Genomic DNA, 21,314 nt, shown 5'->3' with positions numbered 1-21,314 from the left:
CGACGCTCCGGGGAGCGCCGCCGCCGCGCGTGGCCGGCGTCCCGGCCCCGACGCTCAGAACGCCGGGAACTGGCCCGGGAACTGCTCCTTCAGGATCTGGCGGATCGCGTCGTTCTGGAACGCGTGGACCAGCTTCGGCACCCAGGGCTTGCCCGTGTCCGCCTCGCGGACGACGATGACGTTGTTGTAGGGGTTGTCGACCTTGGACTCGATCGCGATGGAGTCCTTGCCGGGGATCAGGCCGGCATCGACGGCGTAGTTGGTGTTGATCACCGCGGCGTCGAGATCCTCGAGGCTGCGGGGCAGCTGCGCGGCGTCGACCTCCTGGAACTTCAGGCGCTTGGGATTGTCGACGACGTCGAAGACCGTCGGCAGCAGGCCGACCCCGTCCTTCAGGCGGATCAGCTTCTCGGCCTGCAGCAGCAGGAGCGCCCGGCCGCCGTTCGACGGGTCGTTCGGGATGCCGACCAGCGCGCCGTCCTTCAGGTCCGTGACGGCCTTGACCCGCTTGGAGTACAGGCCGATCGGCGTCACGATCGTCTCGCCGACGGGGACGATCCTGTAGCCGCGCGCCTTGACCTGGTTGGCGAGAAACGGCTTGTGCTGGAAGGCGTTGGCGTCGAGGTCGCCGGACTGGAGCGCCTCGTTCGGCAGCAGGTAGTCGGAGAACACCACCAGGCTGATGTCGAGCCCGTCGCGGGCCGCGATCTCCTTGGCCTTCGCCCAGAGGACTTCGGCATCCCCGCCCATGATGCCGACCTTGATCTTGTCGGCGGCCAGGGCCGGCGCGGCGGCCAGACCGACCAGGGCGAGGACCAGCAGCAGAAGACGTCTCATCGTATCTCGATCCTAGCAGTGCGTCCGGAGAGCCTTGGCCCCGGACAGGCAGCGGCGCCCGCCTCGGCTCCGGCGCGGGGTCCGGGCGAAGCGCGGGTGACCGGAGCAGGATACGACGGCCCGGCCGCGCTTTGAATGAGCGGGCAGCGGCCGATCCGGGCCACGGGAACCGCGGGCGCGGCCCGTCGGGGAAGACGCATCTCCGCTCGCGCGCCCGGACGCGCGGTTCGCGTCGCGGTCCCGCCGATCTTCGCAAACCCGTCCTGTGGATAACGCCCGCGACCGCGCGACGCCGCGCACGAAAACGGGCGGCCCCGCCAGGGACCGCCCGTTTTCGTGCGCGGCGTCGCCGTGACGGCTGCGGCGCTCAGCGCTTGCCGAGGTTGCCGAACCGCGAGTTGAAGCGCGACACGCGGCCGCCGCGGTCGAGCATCTTCTGCTCACCGCCCGTCCAGGCCGGATGGGTCAGCGGATCGATGTCGAGATTGAGGGTGTCGCCCTCCTTCCCGTAGGTCGAACGGGTCTGGTACTCGGTACCGTCCGTCATCACGACCTTGATGAAGTGGTAATCGGGGTGCTCGGTCCCCTTGGCCTTCGCGGCCGCGTCCTTCGCCATGACCTTGGTCCCTGTCTGGCACGCCGGCGGGAAGCGCAGGAGGCGCCGCCCGGCCCGGAATGCGGAAGATGTCACCGGTTGCACCGAACCATGGGTTCGTGGCAACGGCACGTCCAAGCCGACCGTGGTGGCGGCCCGCGGCCATTGAACACACGCAATCGGATGAGCGGCGGCCTATACCGCAGCCGCTCCCCGGTCACAAGCGCCGCGGACCGGGAGAACGACAACACGTGAGGCGTGATGGCCCGTAAGACCAAGGCGGCCGCGGCCGGCCGACCCAGAGCCCCGCTGAGCGCCCTGCGGCCGCTCCTCCCCTTCGCGCTGCGCTACCGCGCGCGGATCGCCGCGGGGCTCGTCGCCCTCATCTGCGCCTCGGCGTCGACGCTGGTCGTCCCGATCGCCATGCGCCGGGTCATCGACCACGGTTTCACCGCCGACGGCTCGAACGTGATCGACGCCTATTTCCTCGCCCTGCTCGGCGTCGTCGCGGCCTTCGCACTGTCGAGCGCGGCCCGCGTCTACACGGTGGTGACGCTGGGCGAGCGGGTCGTCGCCGACCTCCGCAGCGCCGTCTTCGCCCGGCTGACCCAGCTCGATCCGGCGTTCTTCGACCGGGCGCAGTCCGGCGAGATCGTCTCGCGGCTCACCGCGGACGCGACGCAGATCAAGTCGGCCTTCGGCGTCTCGGTCTCGATCCTGCTGCGCAACCTGTTCCTGTTCGTGGGCGCCACCGCCATGATGGTGGTGACGAGCCCGCGCCTGTCGGTGATGGTGCTGGCCGCGATCCCGATCATCGTCTTCCCGCTGATCGTGTCGGGCCGCGGCGTGCGCCGGCGCTCCCGAGCGGCCCAGGACCGGCTCGCCGAGGCCTCGGCCTACGCCGCCGAGGCGGTCGGGGCGGTGCGGACGATGCAGGCCTTCGGCCGCTCCGACTCGACGGCGGCCCGGTTCGCCGCGGCCTCCGAGGAGGCCTACGGCGCCGCCCGGGCCTCGGTCCGGGCCCGCGCGCTGCTCACCGGCGTCGCGATCTTCCTGATCTCGGCCTCGGTGGTCGGGGTGATGTGGTACGGCGCGCAGGGCGTCCTGAACCACACGATGACGGGCGGCGAACTCTCGCAGTTCGTGCTCTACGCCGTGTTCGGCGCCGGCGCCCTCGGCCAGCTCTCCGAGGTCTACGGCGATCTCGCCATGTCGGCCGGCGCGGCCGAGCGGCTCACCGAGATCCTCGCCGCGGAGCCCGCGATCCGCGCGCCGTCCCCGGCCCTGCCGCTGCCCGAGCCGGCGCGGGGCGCGGTGGCCTTCGAGGACGTGCGCTTCGCCTACCCCACCCGCCCGGAACACGCCGCCCTCGGCGGGCTGAGCTTCGCGGCCGCGCCCGGCGAGCGCATCGCCATCGTGGGTCCCTCCGGGGCGGGCAAATCGACGGTGTTCCAGCTGCTGCTGCGCTTCTACGATCCGCAGGGCGGCCGGATCCTGGTCGACGGCGCCGACATCGCCCAGGTCGATCCCGAGCGCCTACGCGCCCGCATCGCCCTGGTGCCGCAGGACCCCGTGGTGTTCTCCGGCACCGTCACCGAGAACATCCGCTACGGCCGTCCGGAGGCCGGCGAGGCGGAGGTCCGGCGCGCCGCCGAGCTCGCCAACGCGCACGGCTTCGTCTCGGCCCTGCCGCAGGGCTACGCGACCCAGGTGGGCGAGCGCGGCGTGACCCTCTCGGGCGGCCAGCGGCAGCGCATCGCCATCGCCCGGGCGATCCTCAAGGACGCGCCGATCCTGCTCCTCGACGAGGCCACCTCGGCCCTGGACGCCGAGTCCGAGCGCGCCGTCCAGGCCGCCCTCGCCACGCTGATGCAGGGCCGCACCACGCTGGTGATCGCCCACCGGCTCGCCACGATCCGCGCCGCGGACCGCATCCTGGTCCTCGACGACGGCCGCATCGTCGAGACCGGAACCCACGAGAGCCTGTTGGCTCAGGGCGCGCTCTACGCCCAGCTCGCGAACCTGCAGTTTACCGACGCGCTGGACGAGACGGCGCGGGGCAAGGAGCCCCGCAGCCGGGGCGAGCGCCTGCCGGTCGCCGAGTAGCCGGGCCGCGCCCGGGGCCGCCCGGGGCGGCGCTCGTCCGCGCGACGGATCGCCGGCGCGGGATGCGCGGCCTCAGTGCGCGGACGCGGCCTGGCGCTGCCCCCGGGTCGCGGTATCCTGCGCCCGCTCCGCTGCGGCCTGGATCTGGCCGACCTGGGCCACGATCGTGTCGGTCGCCCGCACCATCTGCCCGGCCAGGTCCCTGACCTCCGCGGCCGCGGCCGCGAAGCCCCGGCCCTCTCCGCCGTCGCGGGCCGCCTCGATCGCGGCCCGGAGCGCCATCAGGCTGGTCTGACCGGCGATGCCGGCCAGGAGGCCGGTCGCCGCGTCGGCCGCCGCTGCGGCGGAAGCGGCGTCGTCCGCGGCCGGCACACCCGCGCGCAGGTCCGTCAGCCCGTCCTCGAAGACCCGCACGGCCGCGGCGATCGCGCTGGCCTCGTCCCGCAGGGCGACGTGCGGCCGGGGGTGATCGTCGGCTCCGGGCCGAACCGCGTTCAGGGACAGGCTGAGCTTCGACATCGATACGGTCTCCCTGGATCGGCCGCACCATGAGACGTCAAGGATAACGATGCGTTAATCCAGCAGAGCTGCGGCGCGCACAGGATAAATCGGCGCCCGCCGGGGGAATTACCGCCTATCTTTTCCGGCTTCTGGTGTTCGAACCTTTCGTAAGACAATCGGATGCTGGCCTGATCGGCACATGCACCTGCGAACGCGGAGCGAGATCGCCGCGAAACTGGTCACCGGACGCGGGCCGCGCGCCGACACACCCTGTGGCGCCGCGACGGCCCGACAGCGCTAGCGCTCGGTGAGCTTCATCTCGATCCGGCGGTTGCGGGCGTAGGCTTCCTCGGTCGCCCCGGCTTCCAGGGGCTGGAACTCGCCGAAGGCGCCCGCCAGGAGGTGCTGGGGCGGGATCCCCTTGCCGGCGAGGAACTGCACCACCGCGATGGCGCGCGCCGCCGAGAGCGACCAGTTCGACGGGAACTGCGACGTGCTGATCGGGCGCGCGTCGGTGTGTCCGTCGACGCGCAGCACCCAGGGCAGATCCGCCGGGATCTGCTTGGCGAGCTCCGAGACCGCGCCGGCGATGCGGTCGAGCTCCGGCCCGGCCTCGGGCTTGAGGGTCGCGGAGCCGGCCGGGAACAGCACCTCGGATTGCAGCACGAAGCGGTCGCCGACCACGCGGATGTCGGGCCGGTTGCCGAGGATCTGCCGCAGGCGGCCGAAGAAGTCGGACCGGTAGCGGGCCAACTCCTGGACCTTCTGCGCGAGGGCGACGTTCAGCCGGCTGCCCAGCTCGGCGATCCGGGCCTGGGATTCCTTGTCGCGGCTCTCGGAGGCCGCGAGGGCGTCCTCCAGGGCGGCGAGCTGGCGGCGCATGGCGCTGATCTGCTCGTTGAGCAGGTCGATCTGGGACTGCGCCCGCCGGGTCGCGCCGCGCTCGGTCTCCAGCTGCTTGTCGAGGGTGCCCGCCGCGCCCTGGCTGACCGTCGCGGCCTCGGCCTGTACCTTGGCCCGGTCGCGCTCAGCCTCGACGCCGGCCAGCGTCGTGCGGAGATTGCGGGCTTCCTCCTCCTGGTTGCGGCGGTTCGTCCGCTCCAGGGCAAGAAGGTCGGTGAGGTCGGCGATCTGGCGGTTGAGCCTCGCCAGGGTCTCGTCCCGTCCGGTCAGCTCCTGCGACAGGAAGAACTGCCCGACCACGAAGACCGTGAGCAGGAAGACCACCGACAGCAGCAGCGTGGCCAGCGCGTCGACGTAGCCGGGCCAGACGTTGAGCGTCCGCCGGGTCCGGGTCGCCGTGGAGGCCACTAGACGCGCTCCCGGCCCAGCCGGTCGAGCACCTGCTTCAGCTCGCGCTCGCGGCTCGCCTGCGCCTCGACCCAGTCGCGGATCATCTGCTGCTCCGCGCGCATGTGCTGGACGAGGCCCTGGATGCCCTCGGCGAGGTTGGTCATCGCCTGGGTCGCCGCGCGGCTGCCGCCGCCCTCGGCCACCAGGGCGCTCAGGCGGTCGACCGCCTCCTTCAGCTCCTGCGTGCCGGCGGCCGGCCGCGCCACGGCCGCCGCCGCGACCGGCACCGCCTCCTGGGAAGCCGCGCCGGACATCAACCAGTCCTGCAACTCGTTGTGGAACCGGGCATGGGCCTGGCCCGCCTGCAGTTCCAGGAAGCCGGTGATCAGCGACGAGGCGAGGCCGAACAGCGAGGCCGAGAAGGCCAGACCGATGCCCGAGAGCGGCACCGCGAGGCCCGATTTCAGCTCGTCGAACATCACGCCGGCATCGCCGCCGCCGCGCATGCCCTTGATGACGCCGCCGACCGCCGACAGCGTGTCGATGAGGCCCCAGAAGGTCCCGAGCAGGCCGAGCAGGATCAGGATCCCGGAGATGTAGCGCAGGATCTCGCGGCCCTCGTCGAGGCGCACCGCGATCGTGTCGAGGTAGCCGGTCGTGCCCGGGAGGGTGGCTCCGCCGGCCCGCGCGGCGATCATCGGCGCCATCGGCGCCAGCAGGGCGGGCGGCTTCTTCACCTGCGCGCCGCCCGCGACGGCGTTGACGTAGGCGGTCTCGCGGAACAGCCGGACGACCTGCCCGAAGGCGATCAGGACGGCGATCAGCAGCACACCGAGGATGAGCCCGTTGAGCCCGGGATTGGCCAGGAAGGCCGGTGTGATCTGCCGGAACAGTATGAAGGCCAGGAAGCCTACAAGGATCAGGAAGATGACCATCCGCCCGAGATAGATCCCGGGCTGTGCCAGCGGCCCATTCTTGTCGTCGCCGGTTTCTCGGGCGGCCATCGATCGTTCTAGCCTGATCTCACCACGCGGCAGCCGGCCATCGGCGCCCCTCGGGGGGCACTGTGGGGGTAGGCCCGCACGCGATCAAGTCTCGGGAAGGTCACCGCGGAGCTATGCCCAGGCCGATCGAGACCAGTCCCGCACAAAAGGCTTAGCGGCCTGCGACCGCCTTACGCCAAACCGGCATCCACCGGGCCGGACAGGGCGCTAATCCCAGAACTGCGGCGCGGTCTCCTCGAGATTCGGCCCCAGGCGGAGGGCCGCGACCCGCGTGGCGAGGCCGCGCGCGTCCGTCTCCACCGCGATGCCGCACAGGGTGCCCTCGCCGACGGCGACCTCCCAGCGGGAGCCGGGCGTCTTCTGGATCATGCGGCGGATCGGCTCGTCCTTCTGCATGCCGATCACCGAATCGTAATCGCCGCACATACCGGCATCCGACATGTAGGCCGTGCCGCCGGGCAGGATCCGGTGATCCGCCGTGGGCGTGTGCGTGTGCGTCCCGACGACGAGGCTCGCCCGGCCGTCGAGGTAGTGGCCGAAGGCCTGCTTCTCGCTCGTCGCCTCGGCGTGGACGTCGACGATCACCGCGTCCGCCGCCGCGCCGAGGGGGCAGGCGGTGAGCTCGCGCTCCACCGCAGCGAAGGGATCGTCCATCGCGTCGAGGAAGACCCGGCCCATCACGTTGACCACGAGGACGCGGGCGCCGCCCTGGGTCTCCACGACCGTGGCGCCGCGGCCCGGCGTGCCGGGCGGATAGTTCGCCGGCCGCACCAGGCGCGGCTGGCGGGCGATGAACACCATCGCCTCGCGCTGGTCGAAACTGTGGTTGCCGAGGGTGACCGCGTCGGCGCCGGCCTGGATCAGCTCGTCGCAGATCGTCTCGGAGATGCCGAAGCCGCCGGCCGCGTTCTCGCCGTTGACCACCACGCAGTCGAGGCGCCAGCGCTCCCGGAGCCGCGGCAGGTGCTCGCACACCACGGTGCGGCCCGAACGCCCGACGACGTCGCCGAGGAAGAGCAGGCGCATGGGTCAGGCGGTCCTGTCGCAGCGGATCACGCCGTCTTCGGTGATCACGAACTGGAGGGGGCGGTCGTGCGGCTCGGCCGGCACGCGCTCAACCTCCTGGGCGGCGAAGCCGATGCCGACGGTCAGGACCGGGCGTGTCCGGGACAGGCGCGCGATCGCGCCGTCGTAGTAGCCGCGGCCGTAGCCGATGCGCTGCCCCGACCGGTCGAAGGCGGCGAGCGGCACGATCAGCGCGTCGGGCTCGACCGGCGGCAGCGACGGGTCGGGCTCGCTGAGGCCGAACCGGCCGGCGACGAGGGCGTCGCCGGCGCGCCATTCCCGGAACACGAGGCCGTCCGGCGTGACGTGCGGCAGGGCCACGGCCTGCCCGCGGGCGCGCAGGCCCTCGGCGGCGGGCCGGGGATCGACCTCGCTGCGGATCGGCCAGAAGGCGCCGACCAGGCGGGCCCTCGCGAGCTCGGGCAGCGCGAGGAGCGCGTCCCCGATCGCCGTCGAGGCCGCCTGCCGGTCCGCGGGATCGAGGGCGTCGCGGGCGGCGAGGGCCGCGGCGCGGAGTTCCGCCTTGCGGGCGGCGTCCGGAGCCTCGGTGCCGGTTCTGGGAGAAGTCGGGTGCGGAGCCACGTGAGCCGTTGGAGGATCGATCCCGGGAAACCTACAGCGTAGGTGGGCGCCGTGTTGGCCAAGTCCAGGGACGAGGCCAGGGACAGCTCCCGAGGGAGTCGATAAGGCCCCGGGGATAGTGCTCCTGACGAACTCTGCAGCCCCGCCCCCATCATGTAGCGGTCCGGGCGCGATCCCGCCAGGGCCGCGCGCACCAAAATCCGCGGGCCGCGCCGTCAGGCCGGCCCGCCCGCCCCGTCCTTCGTCCCGGCGGCCCGCGCCCGGGCCACCGCCAGGATCGCGTTGCGGCCCTCCTGGTCGGCGATCGACTGCCACAGGCCGATCAGCTCGCTGAGCTCGGCCAGCGGGCGCGGCGCCGGCGCCCCGAAGAAGGCCGCGAGCGGGACGCCGGTCGCGGCCGCGATCCGACGCAGGCGGGCGCTGGCGTCGCGCCGGCCGCCACCCCGGTCCTCGACGCCGATCGCTTCCATGGCAGAGCACCTGAATTAGAGTACAGACCGCAGCTTGAAGCGATTGTTGCCTCTCGCAAGAGCCAATACAATTTATCCGATCGGGGAATAGAGCAGCCCGAAGGCGTTATCCACGCCGATGTCCGAACGCGTGGGTCGGGGCCGGAGGGCGCCGCGGCAGCGCGGCGTGCGGGACATCCGGACGGTCCCTCGGCGGCCCGCCGCGATGCGACGCCGCGTCCGCGTCGCCGACACGCTGCAGCAACACCGGGGCCGCGATGAACGAGGCGGGTGCGGGAGCGCGCCGCGCGGATTTCATTTACCACGCTCCCAGTCATCCGGGCCGCTCAGGCGCGGATCGCAGTCCCGATCCATTGTCAGGAGGCTGCGCGACTCTTGCAGTGGGGAAGGCACCCGCGAGGGACCGACCAGGTTTGAGACGACGGTGACCGATCGTGGCACAGATCGACCATAACATCGCTGTCGCGACGTGGCTCACCCCCGTGCAGCCGGCCCATCCCGAGCGTCCGGGCCCCAACCGTCCCGACACGACGGCCGAGCTTGGCGACCTGTGGCGGATCCTGTGGCGGCGCAAGCGGCTGGTCCTCGGGACGGCGCTGCTCCTCGGCCTGCTCGCCCTCGCCTACGCGCTGATCACGCCCTCCCTCTACACCGCCACCGCGCAGATCCTGATCGATCCCCGCGACCGCCAGGTCGTCTCGAACGACGTCAACCCCGCCGGGCTGTCGCCGGACGGCGGCATCGCGCAGGTCGAGAGCCAGGTGAAGGTGATCGAGTCGGACGCCGTGCTGGGCCGGGCGGTCGATCAGGTCGGGCTCGCGACCGCGCCGGGCTTCGGCGCGCCGCAGGACGGCGTCGTCACGCGGGTCCTCGGCGAGCTCCGCGCGCTGATGGCCGGGCCGAGGGCGGAGCGGCCGGTCGACGCCCGCGGCCGGGCGCTGGACCAGCTGCGGCGGCGGCTCGCGGTCAAGCGCGCCGACAAGGTCTTCGTCATCGATCTCGTGGTCACCACGACGGATCCCGACCTCTCGGCGCGGATCGTCAACGCCATCGCGAGCGCCTACCTGACGGACCAGACCGACGCCCGCTCGGACGCCGCCAAGCGCGCCGCGGGCGAGCTGCGCGGCCGCCTCGACGAGCTGCGCAGCGCCGTCAACGCCGCCGACAAGAAGCTCGAGGATTACAAGGCGCGCAACGGCCTGATCGCGTCGAGCGGCCGGCTCGTGAACGAGCAGCAGCTCACCGACCTGAACGCGCGGCTGGTCGCCGCGCGCGCGCGGACCGCCGACGCCAGGGCGCGGCTCCAGGGGATCCGAGAGGCGCGCGGGCAGGCGATCGGGTCCGGAGCGATGCCGGAGGCGGTCCAGTCCTCGGTGATCGAGCGCCTGCGCGGGCAGTACGCGGAGCTCGCCGCCAAGGAGGCGGACCTGCGCACCAATCTCGGCGAGCGCCACCCGTTCATCGCCGCGGTGCGCGCCCAGATGCAGGACGTCCGCCGGCTGATCGACGCCGAGCTGAACCGCATCGCGGGCGCGGCGGAGACCGAGGCCCAGCGCGCCCAGGCCAACGAGCGGACCCTCGCGGCGGAGCTGGAGCGCCTGCAGCGGCAGTCGGCGGTGAACGCCCAGTCGTCGGTGCAGCAGCGCGAGCTCGAGCGCGAGGTCGACGCGGCGCGCTCGGTCTACAACGCCTTCCTGGTGCGCGCCCGGGAGATCAAGGAGCAGACCAGCATCGACAGCTCGAACGCCCGGATCATCACCGCGGCGCGGCCGCCGCAGGATCCGAGCTGGCCTCCGCGGCTGATCCTGGTCGCCGCCGCCCTCGCGGGCGGCCTCGGCCTCGGCGCGGGCCTCGCGCTGACGCGGGAATATCTGGCGCCGACCGTGCTCTCGCCGCGGCAGCTGGAGCGGCTGTCGAACGCCCCGGTGGTGGCCGTGCTGCCCGGCCTGCGGCCGCGGGGCGCGAGCGCGAGCGCCGCGAGCCTCACCCTCGACCACCTGGCCGCGACCTCCGGCAAGAGCGGCCACGCCCTGGCGCTGCTCGTCACCTCGGGCGAATCCGACGAGGCCGAGCGCCAGGCGGTGATCGGGCTGCTCGCCGCGGTCGCCGTCGCGCGCGGCGACCGCGTCCTGCGCGTCGACGCCGACCTGCGGGCGGACGGCTCCGGCACCGGCGGCCTCCTCGACGTGCTCCGCGGCGAGCAGAGCCTCAACGCCGTGACCCGGACGGACCCGGCCTCCGGCGCCCGCCGGGTCGGGCTCGGCGACACCGAGAAGCCCCTGCGCGATGCCCTGACCCCCGCCAATGTCGAGCGCTTCATCGCGGGCGTGAAGGGACGCTTCGACCTCGTGCTCGTCGACGGCGGCGTGCTGACCGAGAACCTGCGGCTCGGTCCCCTGGCGGCCGCCGCCGACCGGCTGCTGCTCGTCGCCTGCAACGGCGCGACGCGCCAGCGCGACCTGATCGACCTCGTCGACACGTCGGAGGCGCTGGGCCGGCCGATCTCGGGCTCCCTGCTCCTGACCCGGCGCAAGGCGTGAGGACCCTCCGGCAGACCGGCTTCGCGCGCCGCCACGATCCGGCGGCGCGCACGGGTCCGGTGCTGCGCGCCCTGCTGCGGGCGGAATCGGTGGCGCTGTCGGTCTGGGCCCTGCTCCTCGTCGGGGTCTCGGGCGGCCTCCTGTGGGTGCTCGGCCTCAATTACGAGGGGATCACCGGCTCGGCCGCCTCGAAGATCCACCCCGCCACCTACCTGGCGGTCGTCCTGATCGGCTGGACCCTGATGCGCGCGGGCAATCCGGTGATCCCGGTGGCCGGGGCGCTGAACCGGCGGCCGGCCAGCGTGCTCCTGGCCGCCTGCGGCGTGCTGCTGCTCGCGCTGATCGCGGCCCGGGGCGGCGCGGGCCTCGCCGGCTCCATCGACACCTTCGTGCTCGCCGGCCTCGTCCCGATCCTCCTGATGGATCGGGACGCCGAAACGCTCGGGCGGCTGGAGACGATCTTCCACCTCGTGATGCTCGCTAACGCCCTGCTCGGCCTGTTCGAGCTCGCGAGCGGCCAGCGCTTCTTCCCCTACCGGTTCGACGGCGTGGCGTTCGAGTCCGACACCCGCTCGGCGGCCCTCCAGGGCCACCCGCTGGCCAACGCGACCATGACGGCGTGCTACATCCTGGCGCTGGCCAAGGGCGGCGGCCGCCTGGCGCCGATGCCGCGCGCCGCCATGATCGTCCTCCAGCTCGTCGCCCTGGTCACGTTCGGGGGCCGCTCGGCCACCGTCACGACGCTGATCCTCGGCGGCGCTGTCGGGCTCGTGTCCCTGAACCGCACACTGCGCACCGGCCGCGTCCCGCTGGCGGCGGCGGCCTGCGCGTGCTTCGCCCTGACGCTGCTGCCCGTGCTGGTCGCGGTCCTCGCCTCGGCCGGGTTCTTCGACACCCTGCTGGACCGGTTCGTCTCGGACGGCGGCAGCGCGCAGGCCCGGGTCGACATGCTCACGGTGTTCGACGCGATCCCGTTCCGGCAGCTCCTGCTCGCCCCCGACTTCCTGCAGGTGAACACGCTGCGCCGGATCTACGGCCTGGAATGGGGCATCGAGAACTCGATCATCTCGGCCGTGCTCTACCACGGCATCCTGGTCACGGGGGTGCTGGTGATCGCGGTGGGGCTCTACCTCGCGGAGATCGCGCGGGATTGCCGGCGCGGCGTCTGGCTCCCGATCCTGGCCTTCGTGATCCTCGTGAACACGTTTGAGGGACTCGCCGGCAAGACGACCCTGCTCGCCAAGTTCGCCCTGATGCTCATCGTCCTGTTCCCGCCCCTTCCGCGCCGCGGCTGAGTGGGCGCAGTGCCGCGGATCGGTCGAGGGCCGCCTCAGGGCCGGGCCCGCAGCCCGAGCGCCGCGATCAGGGCGGGATCGGCGACGTGCGCGTCGTCCATGAGGCCGAGGCCGTCGAACAGGTTCCAGAACGACCACGCGAACCCGTTCGCCTCCGCCGCCAGCCGCACGTCCCGGATGTAGGCGGCCCGGTCCGGCGCCCGGGACGCCGTGAAACGGGCGTCGGTGCGCAGGGCGCCGAACTCGCCCATCAGCACCTGCCCGCGCGGGATCCCGTAGAGGTCCGCCCAGGTCGCGACCGGCGCCATCGCGTCGGCGATGTAGGCCGGGCCGGGCGCGGCCTCGAAATACGCGTGCAGTTTCGCCTCGATCACCGCGCGGTCGCGCGCCTTCTCGGCCTGCGGCACCGTGCGGTCCGTCTCCATGCGCGCCCGCACCGCCGCGAGGGTCTCGCGCAGCGTGCCGCGGCTCCCGGGCCAGGGCACGGCGGTGAGCCAGCGGTAGAACGGCTCCTCGGTGAGCCAGGTCGCCCCCTGGTGGGAGAACAGGTACGGCTCGTAGAAGTGGAATGTGTAGAGGAGCGGCGCGAACCGCGCGAGCGCGGCCGGATCGAGAGCCGTCAGGCCGGCGACGAGGCTGCCGCAGGAGCCGGTCGCCACCAGGGTGAGCGCCGGCGCGGCCGCGCGGGCCGCGGCCAGGAGCCCGTCCTGTACCCGGTTCCAGGCGCCGCCGCCGCAGGCCTGCGGCGGCTCGTTCACCGGCTCCAGGACCACGCGGTCCGTGCCCTTCCGCGCGCACAGGCGCGCGAGGTCTCCGACGAGGTCGCGATAGGCCGCGAAGAGCGGCGCCCGGTCCGAGCCGTAGAACGCGTCGGGCGTGTAGTGGTGGGTCGCGGCGTTCGCCTGGACATTGACCAGGACGCGCAGCCCGGCCGCCAGCGCCGCGTCGACGGCCTCCGACAAGGTGCCGAGGAGTTCGGCGCGCCGCGGCCCCGTGAAGGCCACGAACGGCCCGGGATCGAGGGGCAGGCGCACGAAGTCGAAGCCGAACCCGGCGATCCGGGCGAGGTCGTCGCGGGTCGGCACCGGCCGGCCGGCCTGGAAGGGCGGCCACGCGTAGTCGGTCCGCGGGGGCGGGTACTCGGTGGTCAGCGAGAACCAGGGCCAGAGGGCGATGCCGCGGCGCAGGGTGACCGGCGCGGGACTACCCTGGACAGGCCGGACACCCGCACCCGCCGCGAGGACGCCGGCCAGCACCGACCGGCGGCTGGGGCCTACCATCCCGGACCGGCCGTGGCGCTGACGGGCGCTGCCGCGGCGGCGCGCGCCGCGTTGTCCGGGGCCGGCGGGTAGCCGCCGACACGGCGCAGCGCATCTTCGTACGAGGCCAGCACGGTATCCCAGCGGAACTGCTCGGCGCGCGCCCGCGCCGCCGCGCGGGCCGCCGCGACCGCGGCCCCGTCGGAGAGCACACGCTCGATCGCCGCGGCACAGCTGTCCGGATCCGAGAAGTAGAACTGACCGTCGCCAGCCGTGCCCCGGTTGAACGGATTGTCGTGGGCGACCACGGCGTTGCCCGCCCAGAGCGCCTCGACCAGCGACGGGTTGGTGCCGCCGACGGTGTGGCCGTGGAGGTAGGCCCGCGCGTGGACCCGCAGGGCCTGGACCTGCCCGGGCTCGTAGATGGCCCCGGGGAACAGCACCTCCGGCGAGGCGGCTGCCTCCACGGCGCGATGGTACGGGTTGCCGACCCGCAGCGTGCCGAGCACCACCAGCCGCACGCCGCGGGCACGGCGCGAGAAGGCCTCGACGAGCGTCAGGATGTTGTTGTCTGGCTCGATGCGGGCGATCGAGACGAGGTAGCGGTCGGGCTCGAGGCCGAGGGGCGGCGGTCCGACATCGGCCGCCGGGGGATCGCCGCCGTACGGGATGGTCGCGATGGCGCCGCGCGGCCTGCGACGGGCGAGGTGGTCGGCGATGACGGGATGGTCCGCCACCAGCCGCTGCGAGGACCACGCGGCGATCCACTCGCTGACGTAGAAGAAGGCGCGCACGGGCAGCGACCATTTCGGACGGCGCCACTCGATCCCGTCCATGTTGGTCAGGATACGCCCGCCCCGCGCCCGCAGGTAGGGCAGGAATGCGGCGCCGTTGTAGCCGAGCACGAGGCAGACGCCGCCGCGGGTCGCGGCGTCGTGGGCGCAGATCGCGTCGAAGGCGAGCGTCGCGACGGGACCGCGCAGGCCGATCTCCACGGTGATCAGTTCGACGCCGTTCCAGGTGCTCCGCACGATGCGGTCCCGCACCGCCTCGACATCCCTCTGGCAGTACACGCCGACCTGCCAGCCGCGTTCGACCAAGTAGAGCGCGAGACGTTCCGCGAAAGTCTCGAAACCACCGTGGGCGGCCGGGATACCGCGCGTTCCGAGAATAAGTAGTTTCGGTGCGCGGTCAGGCATGAAACTTCCTTTCCAATGTGTCGGCCCTATTGTAGATCCGAAGGATACAATCCCGACGACCGGTCTCTACAACTGCTAGTTGTTTATTCAATACAGAAATCATCTTATGGTAGATAACTTCGGACTGAGAGCGGCGCGCGACAGCGATCGTGCTGCCGCCCCCGCGCTGCGGGCCGTCGGCAACGCCGCTGCGGAGCTTCGGATCACGTGCGTCCACCAGGGATTCGAGCTGTACGGCTCGGATCGCTGCTTCATCGAGACCGTCCGCACGATCCGGGCCGCCCATCCGGGTGCGCGGATCGACGTGGTGCTGCCGCGACGCGGGCCGATCGTGGCCGCGCTGGAGCCCTTCGCCAGCGAGATCGTGATCGCCCCGCTCTGGATCCTGCGGCGCAAGAACCTGGCGCGCCTCGTAACCCTGGGTCTGATGGCTCTGCCCATCGCGATGATCCGTGCGTGGCGCCGCATCCGCGCGAGCGACCTCGTCTACATCAACACCACCGTGGTGGCCGACTACCTGCTGGCCGCCCGGCTGGTCCCCGGCCGGAGCATCGTCCACGTCCACGAGATCCCCGAAGGCGCCGTGCTGAAGGTCCTGCGCGGGCTGATCCGCTGGAGCGGCGCCAACGTGGTGTTCAACTCGCGCGCCACCGAGCGGGCCTACGCCCTGCCCCGCGGGGCGACCGCCCGGGTCGTCTACAACGGGATCGCGGGTCCCGCCGAGCCGAATCGGAGCGCCTACGTCGGCGCCCGCCCGCTCCGCGTGCTGATGCTCGGCCGGATCAGCCGGATCAAGGGCCAGGACGTCCTCGTGGAGGCGCTGGCCTCCCTGCCGGAGCCCGTGCGTCGGCGGATCGCGCTGCGCATCGTCGGCAGCGCCTTCGAGGACGAGGCCCGCGAGCGGGCCCTGGTCGGGCGGATCGCCGAGGCGGGGCTCGCCGCGCAGGTCACGCTCGAGCCGTTCGTGGCCGATCCCACCGCCCTCTACCGCTGGGCCGACGTGGTCACGATGCCGTCGCAGCGGCCCGAATCCCTCGGCCGCGTGGCGATCGAGGCGATGTCCTACGGCGTGCCGCCGCTCGTCACGGCGATCGGCGGCCTGCCCGAGGTGGTGGAGGACGGGAAGACCGGCTGGATCGTCCCGCCGGGCGGCCCGGAGCCGATCGCCGCCGTGCTGGCGGATCTGGTCGCCGACCCGGCGCGCTGGCGCGACTTCGGCCGGGCGGCCCGGGCGCGCTACCTGAGCCTGTTCTCGGAGGCCTCGGCGGCGGAGGGCATCGAGGCCATGGTCCGGACGACGCTGCGCCGCCCGACGGCGACGGATCCGTCCCGCGCCGCGGACGCGCCGGCGCGACCGGCCGCCTAGGATCCCCGCGCGTCCCCGCAGGACCGGCGTCGGTCCGGAACAGGCGTCCGCCCTGAGCGCGGGCGCCCTCGGGGTTACCGGGACGACCTCCTGCTCGCCCGCGGTCCGTGGCCAAGCGCCGCGGCCGGCCCTGCTGCCGGCGCCGCGCAACGACCGGCCCGGGCTCGTCCCCTCACCGGCCCCGGCCGCCCGGGTACCGGAGCCCCGCTCGCGACGCAGCGGAAACCGACCCGCGCGGCCACCGTCACCCTGTGGACGATCGGCCGCGCGAGGATGCATTGCGGTGGCGCCTGACCGATGAGGCGTGCGGCGCGGGAAACCCTGCCCGGCCGGGACGGGGCGCGAGGACGAGGAGCGACATGGCGGCCAAGCTCGCGGTTCAGGAGACCGCGGATGCCCTGGACTGGGACCGGCGGGTCTGGGCCTGCCCGGGCGCCAACATCTATTGCGGCAGCCCCTGGGGCACCTACAAGGCGCGGCGCGGCCTGGAGGTGCGGCGGGCGGTCGTGTCCGGCGACGGCGCGGACCTCGCCTTCGTCCAGTGGCAGACGCGCCGGAAGGGGCCGGCGCGGTTCATCCACGTCCAGGGCGGCCCGCTGCTGACCGCCGCGGGCGCGCACCGCGCGGAGGCGGTGTTCGCCGCGTTCATCGACCACCTCGCGCTCGGCCGGCTCGACGTCCTCGCCGTCGACTACGAGCAGTTCGAGACCCGCGACGCGACGCTGGCGCTGCTGATGCACGGCTTCGCCCCGGTGATCGGCGCGCCCGACCACACCCTCGAACTCGACCTGACCCAGGACCTCGACGCCATCCAGGCCGGCATGGAGCCGCGCTGGCGCAAGGCCCTGCGCAAGGCCGAGCGCAACCCCGAGGTGACGACGCACTTCCTCGAGGACAGGGCCGAGCGCCTCGAAGCCTTCGACGACTTCACCGCGATGTTCGCGGCCCTGCGCGAGCGCAAGGGCTTCGCCACGACGCTGCAGCCGCAGGCCTACCGCGACATCGCGGCCGAGGACGAGCGCCTGCTGTTCCTCGACGTCCGCGAGAACGGACGGCGCGTCCTCGTGCGAATCGCGCACCTGTCGGACAGCCGCTGCACGGATTTCTACACGGCCTCGAACGAGCGGGCCCGCGCGACGGGCGCCGCGACCCTCGCGGTCTGGCGCTTCGTGGAGCGGGCGAAGGCGGAGGGCTGCCGGGTCTTCGATTTCGGCGGCATCGATCCGGCGGCGAACCGGCCCGTCTTCGAGTTCAAGCGCGGCCTGTGCACCGACGTGGTCCAGCACAACCCGCTCTGGGTCTACAGCCGGACGTCGGCGCTGCGGAGACTGGCGCCGGCCCTGCTCGCGCTGCGCTGAGCGACGGGCCGGTCACGCGGCGCCGAGGGGTCGCGCCGACCCCGGGCGCCGCGCCAGGGTCCGGAAGGCCGAGACCGACCAGACCAGCGTCGCCACCTCGGAGGCGAGCAGGCCGGCGAGCGCGATGGCGGGCGGCAGCAGCAGCAGCGCCGGCACCATCACGGCCATCCCGAGGGCGGCGCTCGCCACCGCGCCCGCCGTGATGGTCCGGAACGCCGCCGAGGCCTCGAGATAGGCCCGCGGGATCGCGTAGAGCAGCGACACGGTCACCACCGCCCAGACACCGAGCCCGATCCAGCCCATCGGCTGCGCGGCGAACCGACCCTTGAACAGGATGTCCTCGACCAGCGGCAGGGCGGCCGCCATCACCGCCCCGTAGGCGAGGCAGCCGCTGCCGAGGAGGATGCCGTTGCGGACGACGAGCCGGCGGGCGGCGTCGACCTGCCCGGCCGCGAGCAACCGGCTGATCTCGGGCAGGATCATGTTCAGCAGCGCGCTCGCGGGGATGCGCAGCGGCGCGTAGAGCACGATCGTGGCGGCGATCGGCGCGTAGGCGGCGGGCCCGGCCAGGAGCGCCAGCAGCAGGGTCAGCCCCTGACCCTGGACCGTCAGGCTGGTGACGCCGGCGAGCGACCACGCGAGGGTCCGCCAGATGGCCCGGTAGCGGGCGCGCGCCCGCGCGTGCAGCGAGAAGCGGATCCGCTCGCGCAGCGCCGCGTAGGCCACCGCGATCGCGACCGCGTGCGCGAGCGCGATCGCCGCGAAGGCCCGATCGAGAAGGGCCGTGCCCTCCCCGTTCAGCCAGCGCGCGACGAGGAGACCGCCGCAGAGTGCGTAGACCAGGTCGCTCAGGCCGGCGATCCGGGGCCGGCCGCGGGCGAGGAGCACGATCCGCAGGTAGCTGCGGAAGGCGTAGAGGCCCACGAAGGCCCCGGCCGCGAGTGCGCCGAGGCCGATCACCGGGATCAGCACGAGGCCGACGGCGGCCGCCATGAGGCCGGAGACCAGCACCGCGCCCGAGCCGAACATCACGTCGTAGCCGAGCGCCGCCGGACGCCCCAGGCTCCGGGCGACGTGGATCGTCGCCGGGACCGCCACCAGGGCCCGGATGTAGGTGATGCCGACCGCTCCGACCGCGAAGACGATGGCGAACAGGCCGTAATCGTGCGCGCCGAGCGCGCGCACCAGCAGGATGTTGAGGAGGAAGTGGAACAGGCTCTGGGTCAGCTCGCCCGACAGGATCACGGCGAACCGCCCCGAGAGGACGGCACGCATCGGTCCGGGCAGGCGGAGGCGGCCGGCGCCCGGGAGCCGGAGCCGATCACCGGGACGCGGCATCGAATCGGTCATGTGGGGGTGGACGGTCTCCGTGTGGGCGCGCGGGCCGGGCGCCGGCGCCGGGAAGCGGTCGGCGGCACGCAATCGTCTCGCGACTCTCTCCCGGCCCGGCGCTCATGCCGGAGCGTCCGTTTCCGGACCGTCTCAGGTGATCCCCCGGAAGGCCCCGGACAGTGCGGCAAGGCAGCGCGCGAGATCGTCCTCGTCCGCCCAGACGTGCGGGCTGATGCGCAGCGCGCCGGAGCGCTCGCTCACGTAGACCCGGTCCCGCTGCAGGCGATCGACGAGGCCCGTCGGCAGACCCGCGGGCGGCCGCAGACCGAGGATGTGCGGCGCCCGCAGGGAAGCCGGCAACGGCGCCAGGCCGAGCCCGGCGGCCCCGTCCGCCAAGCGGTCCGTCAGCCCGCGCAGCCGGGCAGCGACGGCGGGCACGCCCCATTCGGCGATCTGCTCCAGCCCGGTCACGGCCATGAACAGCGCGACCGGATCGTTGAGCTCGCCCCGGTCGTAGCGGCGGGCACCGGCGGCCGGCGGGCGGTTCCCGATATGCTCCTCGATGGCCGCCCCGTCCTGCCGGTGCGGCGCTGCGTACAGGAAGGCGAGACCGTACGGTCCGAGAGCCCACTTGTAGGTCGGGAAGGCCAGGAAGTCCGGGCGCCACCGGGCGACGTCGACCGGCACGGCGCCCACGGCCTGCGTGGCGTCGATCACCAGGGCCGCGCCGGCGGCGTGGACCGCGGGAGCGAGCCGGTCGAGGTCGATCAGGCTGCCGTCGGTCCAGTGCAGCGGGGTCAGGGTGGCGAGGGCGAGCGGCGGGGCGCCCGGCCGGTCGATCGCGGCCGCGACCGCCGCGGTCCAGCCGCCGTCCGGGGGGCGCGGCACCTCCTCCACCACCAGACCTTGCCGGTCGGCCAGCCGATCGAAGGCGAAGCGCAGGGACGGAAACTCGTCGGCCACGCGGAGCAGGCGCCCGCCCGGCCTCAGGGTCAGGTTGCGGGCGGCCACCGCCATGGCGTGGCTGACCGCGCCGACGATCGCGATCTCGTCCGCGCCGGCGCCGATCAGCCGGGCGGCCGCAGCGCGCGCCCGCTCGGCCCAGGGCGGGACCGCCGTGCGGGGATGGTCCCAGGGACGGCTCTTGACCAGGATCCCCGCCTCGCCCGCCGCGCGCACGGCCCGCGGCAGCGGCGACCAGGCGGCGGCGTCGAGGTAGCTGACGTCGGCGGGCATCTCGAAGAGATGGCGCTGGCACGGGAGCGCCGCGGCGACGGATTCGGTGAACGCCATGATGCGCGACAGCCTAGAGGATCGGATCCGCCGGCACCACGGCCCGGACTCCATCGCGCGGCGCCCAGGCCGCAGGCCGGCGCGTCGCGGTCCGCGCGGATCGGCGGCGGCGTGCCCCCTGGCGGACCACCGCATCCTGGGGCTCCCACGCTCCGGCGCCCTGTCGAGCCTCGCGGGACGCGACGGGCTGGTCGACCTCGCCGAGGATCTGACCGTGATCCGCCCGAACGACGCCCGGCCCGACCGGCCGCACCGGGTGTTCGGCGGGGGCGGCAGCTGAGCTGTTGTTCCGGGCCGCGAGCCTGTAGAGCCTCGGGACACATCGCCACGACCCGACCGAGACTCCGTGACCCTGCTCGCCGATCGCGCCCCCGCCAAGGTCAACCTGACGCTCCACGTCCTCGGCCGCCGCGTCGGTGACGGCTACCACGTGCTCGAGAGCCTCGTCGCCTTCGCGGGCACGGCCGACCGCCTGACGCTGGATCCCGCGGCACCGCTCAGCCTGACCGTCAGCGGCCCCACCGCCGACCCCGCCGGCCCGACGGACGACAACCTCGTCCTCCGGGCCGCCCGGGGGCTCGCCGCGCGGGTGCCGAACCTGCGCGTGGGCGCCTTCCACTTGGTGAAGCGCCTGCCGGTCGCGGCGGGGATCGGCGGCGGCTCCTCCGACGCCGCCGCGGCCCTGCGCCTGCTGGCGCGCCTCAACGGGCTGCCCCTCGACCACGAGGCCGTCGGCGCGGTGGCGCGGGAGACCGGCGCCGACGTGCCGGTCTGCCTCGACCCGCGGGCCCGGATGATGCGCGGCGCGGGCGAGGCGATCGGGCCGGTCCTCGGCCTCGCACCGCTGCCCGCGGTGCTGATCAATCCCGGCGTTCCGGTGCCCACCGCCCCGGTCTTCAAGGCGCTGGACCTGAGCGTCGGCCAGGATCTCGCGGGCGCGCCGCACCCGACGATCCCGCGGGCCATGGCGAGCGACCCGCTGCTCCGGGCCCTGGCCGGGGCCCGCAACGATCTGGAGGCGCCGGCCCTGACCGTGGCGCCGGTGATCGGCGACGCGCTGGCGGCCCTCCGCGCCCAGGGCTGCCGCCTCGCGCGGATGTCGGGCTCCGGCGCGACCGTTTTCGCGCTGTTCGCCGACCGGCGCGCGGCCGTCCGGGCCGCCGCCGCCCTGCGCGCCGCCCATCCGGGATGGTGGGTGGCGCCGACCTTCCTGCGCTGA

19 protein-coding genes and 1 other RNA gene are annotated in these 21,314 nt (G+C 73.6%); 7 read left to right on the top strand and 13 right to left on the bottom strand.

Going from position 1 to position 21,314, the window contains the following annotated elements; genetic code table 11:
- Positions 1-54: 54 nt before the first annotated feature.
- Positions 55-837, bottom strand: a complete 783-nt coding sequence (locus tag ABIC30_RS24250; protein ID WP_354456155.1) for a MetQ/NlpA family ABC transporter substrate-binding protein — start codon at positions 835-837, stop codon at positions 55-57.
- Positions 838-1,204: 367 nt separating this feature from the next.
- Positions 1,205-1,453 carry a 50S ribosomal protein L31 gene (gene rpmE, locus ABIC30_RS24245; protein ID WP_012322259.1) on the bottom strand — a complete coding sequence of 83 codons (249 nt, stop codon included), beginning with the start codon at positions 1,451-1,453 and terminating at the stop codon, positions 1,205-1,207.
- Positions 1,454-1,693: 240 nt separating this feature from the next.
- Between rpmE and ABIC30_RS24240 the strand changes: the two genes are divergently transcribed.
- On the top strand, positions 1,694-3,538 hold the full coding sequence (locus tag ABIC30_RS24240) for an ABC transporter transmembrane domain-containing protein (RefSeq protein ID WP_012322258.1): 1,845 nt from the start codon (positions 1,694-1,696) through the stop codon (positions 3,536-3,538).
- A 72-nt stretch (positions 3,539-3,610) separates the two neighbouring features.
- Here the strand turns inward: ABIC30_RS24240 and ABIC30_RS24235 are convergent, their stop codons facing one another.
- The 7 genes from ABIC30_RS24235 to ABIC30_RS24205 all read right to left on the bottom strand — a co-directional run bounded on the left by ABIC30_RS24235 (position 3,611) and on the right by ABIC30_RS24205 (position 8,453).
- Positions 3,611-4,057, bottom strand: a complete 447-nt coding sequence (locus ABIC30_RS24235; protein ID WP_354456154.1) for a methyl-accepting chemotaxis protein — start codon at positions 4,055-4,057, stop codon at positions 3,611-3,613.
- Positions 4,058-4,336: 279 nt separating this feature from the next.
- Entirely contained in the window at positions 4,337-5,350 is a 1,014-nt protein-coding gene (locus ABIC30_RS24230) for a peptidoglycan -binding protein (protein WP_020090686.1), read from the bottom strand.
- Positions 5,350-6,336, bottom strand: coding sequence for a flagellar motor protein MotA (locus ABIC30_RS24225; RefSeq protein WP_354456153.1), 987 nt, complete (start codon positions 6,334-6,336; stop codon positions 5,350-5,352). The genes ABIC30_RS24230 and ABIC30_RS24225 overlap by 1 nt, the downstream gene beginning before the upstream one ends.
- Positions 6,337-6,543: 207 nt before the next feature.
- Positions 6,544-7,362, bottom strand: a complete 819-nt coding sequence (locus ABIC30_RS24220; protein ID WP_103986113.1) for a TIGR00282 family metallophosphoesterase — start codon at positions 7,360-7,362, stop codon at positions 6,544-6,546.
- A 3-nt stretch (positions 7,363-7,365) separates the two neighbouring features.
- The gene (locus tag ABIC30_RS24215; protein ID WP_354456152.1) at positions 7,366-7,983 is read right to left on the bottom strand and encodes a 5-formyltetrahydrofolate cyclo-ligase; all 618 of its coding nucleotides are present in this window, start codon (positions 7,981-7,983) and stop codon (positions 7,366-7,368) included.
- Positions 7,973-8,129, bottom strand: a non-coding RNA gene (gene ssrS / locus ABIC30_RS24210) — 6S RNA. Before ssrS ends, ABIC30_RS24215 begins: the two co-directional genes overlap by 11 nt.
- A gap of 69 nt (positions 8,130-8,198) precedes the next feature.
- Positions 8,199-8,453: a hypothetical protein gene (locus tag ABIC30_RS24205; protein ID WP_354456151.1), complete on the bottom strand. Its 255-nt coding sequence runs from the start codon at positions 8,451-8,453 to the stop codon at positions 8,199-8,201.
- 434 nt (positions 8,454-8,887) lie between these two features.
- Between ABIC30_RS24205 and ABIC30_RS24200 the strand changes: the two genes are divergently transcribed.
- A complete protein-coding gene (locus ABIC30_RS24200) occupies positions 8,888-10,993 on the top strand; it encodes a GumC family protein (protein WP_354456150.1) in 2,106 nt (701 codons plus the stop codon).
- Positions 10,990-12,288 (top strand): VpsF family polysaccharide biosynthesis protein, encoded by a 1,299-nt coding sequence (locus ABIC30_RS24195; RefSeq protein WP_056531666.1) that lies wholly within the window; start codon positions 10,990-10,992, stop codon positions 12,286-12,288. The genes ABIC30_RS24200 and ABIC30_RS24195 overlap by 4 nt, the downstream gene beginning before the upstream one ends.
- A gap of 35 nt (positions 12,289-12,323) precedes the next feature.
- Here ABIC30_RS24195 and ABIC30_RS24190 read toward each other — a convergent pair whose 3' ends face one another.
- Both ABIC30_RS24190 and ABIC30_RS24185 read right to left on the bottom strand, forming a co-directional pair.
- Positions 12,324-13,568 (bottom strand): glycoside hydrolase family 5 protein, encoded by a 1,245-nt coding sequence (locus ABIC30_RS24190; RefSeq protein ID WP_234082017.1) that lies wholly within the window; start codon positions 13,566-13,568, stop codon positions 12,324-12,326.
- Entirely contained in the window at positions 13,562-14,746 is a 1,185-nt protein-coding gene (locus ABIC30_RS24185; protein WP_026604548.1) for a DUF1972 domain-containing protein, read from the bottom strand. Before ABIC30_RS24185 ends, ABIC30_RS24190 begins: the two co-directional genes overlap by 7 nt.
- A 106-nt stretch (positions 14,747-14,852) precedes the next feature.
- Between ABIC30_RS24185 and ABIC30_RS24180 the strand changes: the two genes are divergently transcribed.
- Positions 14,853-16,112 (top strand): glycosyltransferase family 4 protein, encoded by a 1,260-nt coding sequence (locus tag ABIC30_RS24180; RefSeq protein WP_234082014.1) that lies wholly within the window; start codon positions 14,853-14,855, stop codon positions 16,110-16,112.
- Between the two features lie 359 nt (positions 16,113-16,471).
- On the top strand, positions 16,472-17,470 hold the full coding sequence (locus ABIC30_RS24175; protein ID WP_354456149.1) for a lipid II:glycine glycyltransferase FemX: 999 nt from the start codon (positions 16,472-16,474) through the stop codon (positions 17,468-17,470).
- 12 nt (positions 17,471-17,482) lie between these two features.
- Here the strand turns inward: ABIC30_RS24175 and ABIC30_RS24170 are convergent, their stop codons facing one another.
- Complete coding sequence (locus ABIC30_RS24170) at positions 17,483-18,745, bottom strand: MATE family efflux transporter (RefSeq protein WP_354456148.1); 1,263 nt, start codon at positions 18,743-18,745, stop codon at positions 17,483-17,485.
- Between the two features lie 207 nt (positions 18,746-18,952).
- Positions 18,953-20,095: an aminotransferase class V-fold PLP-dependent enzyme gene (locus ABIC30_RS24165; RefSeq protein ID WP_103986120.1), complete on the bottom strand. Its 1,143-nt coding sequence runs from the start codon at positions 20,093-20,095 to the stop codon at positions 18,953-18,955.
- On the opposite strand from ABIC30_RS24165, the gene ABIC30_RS24160 reads away from it, so the two are divergent.
- Positions 20,094-20,375, top strand: coding sequence for a hypothetical protein (locus tag ABIC30_RS24160; RefSeq protein ID WP_354456147.1), 282 nt, complete (start codon positions 20,094-20,096; stop codon positions 20,373-20,375). The genes ABIC30_RS24165 and ABIC30_RS24160 overlap by 2 nt on opposite strands.
- 66 nt (positions 20,376-20,441) lie before the next feature.
- Complete coding sequence (locus ABIC30_RS24155; RefSeq protein ID WP_103986122.1) at positions 20,442-21,314, top strand: 4-(cytidine 5'-diphospho)-2-C-methyl-D-erythritol kinase; 873 nt, start codon at positions 20,442-20,444, stop codon at positions 21,312-21,314.

The sequence above is a fragment of the Methylobacterium sp. 1030 genome, assembly GCF_040544715.1.
Classification (GTDB): domain Bacteria; phylum Pseudomonadota; class Alphaproteobacteria; order Rhizobiales; family Beijerinckiaceae; genus Methylobacterium.
The sequence above is the reverse complement of the archived record's forward strand: the minus strand, read 5'-3'. Positions and strand labels throughout refer to the sequence as shown.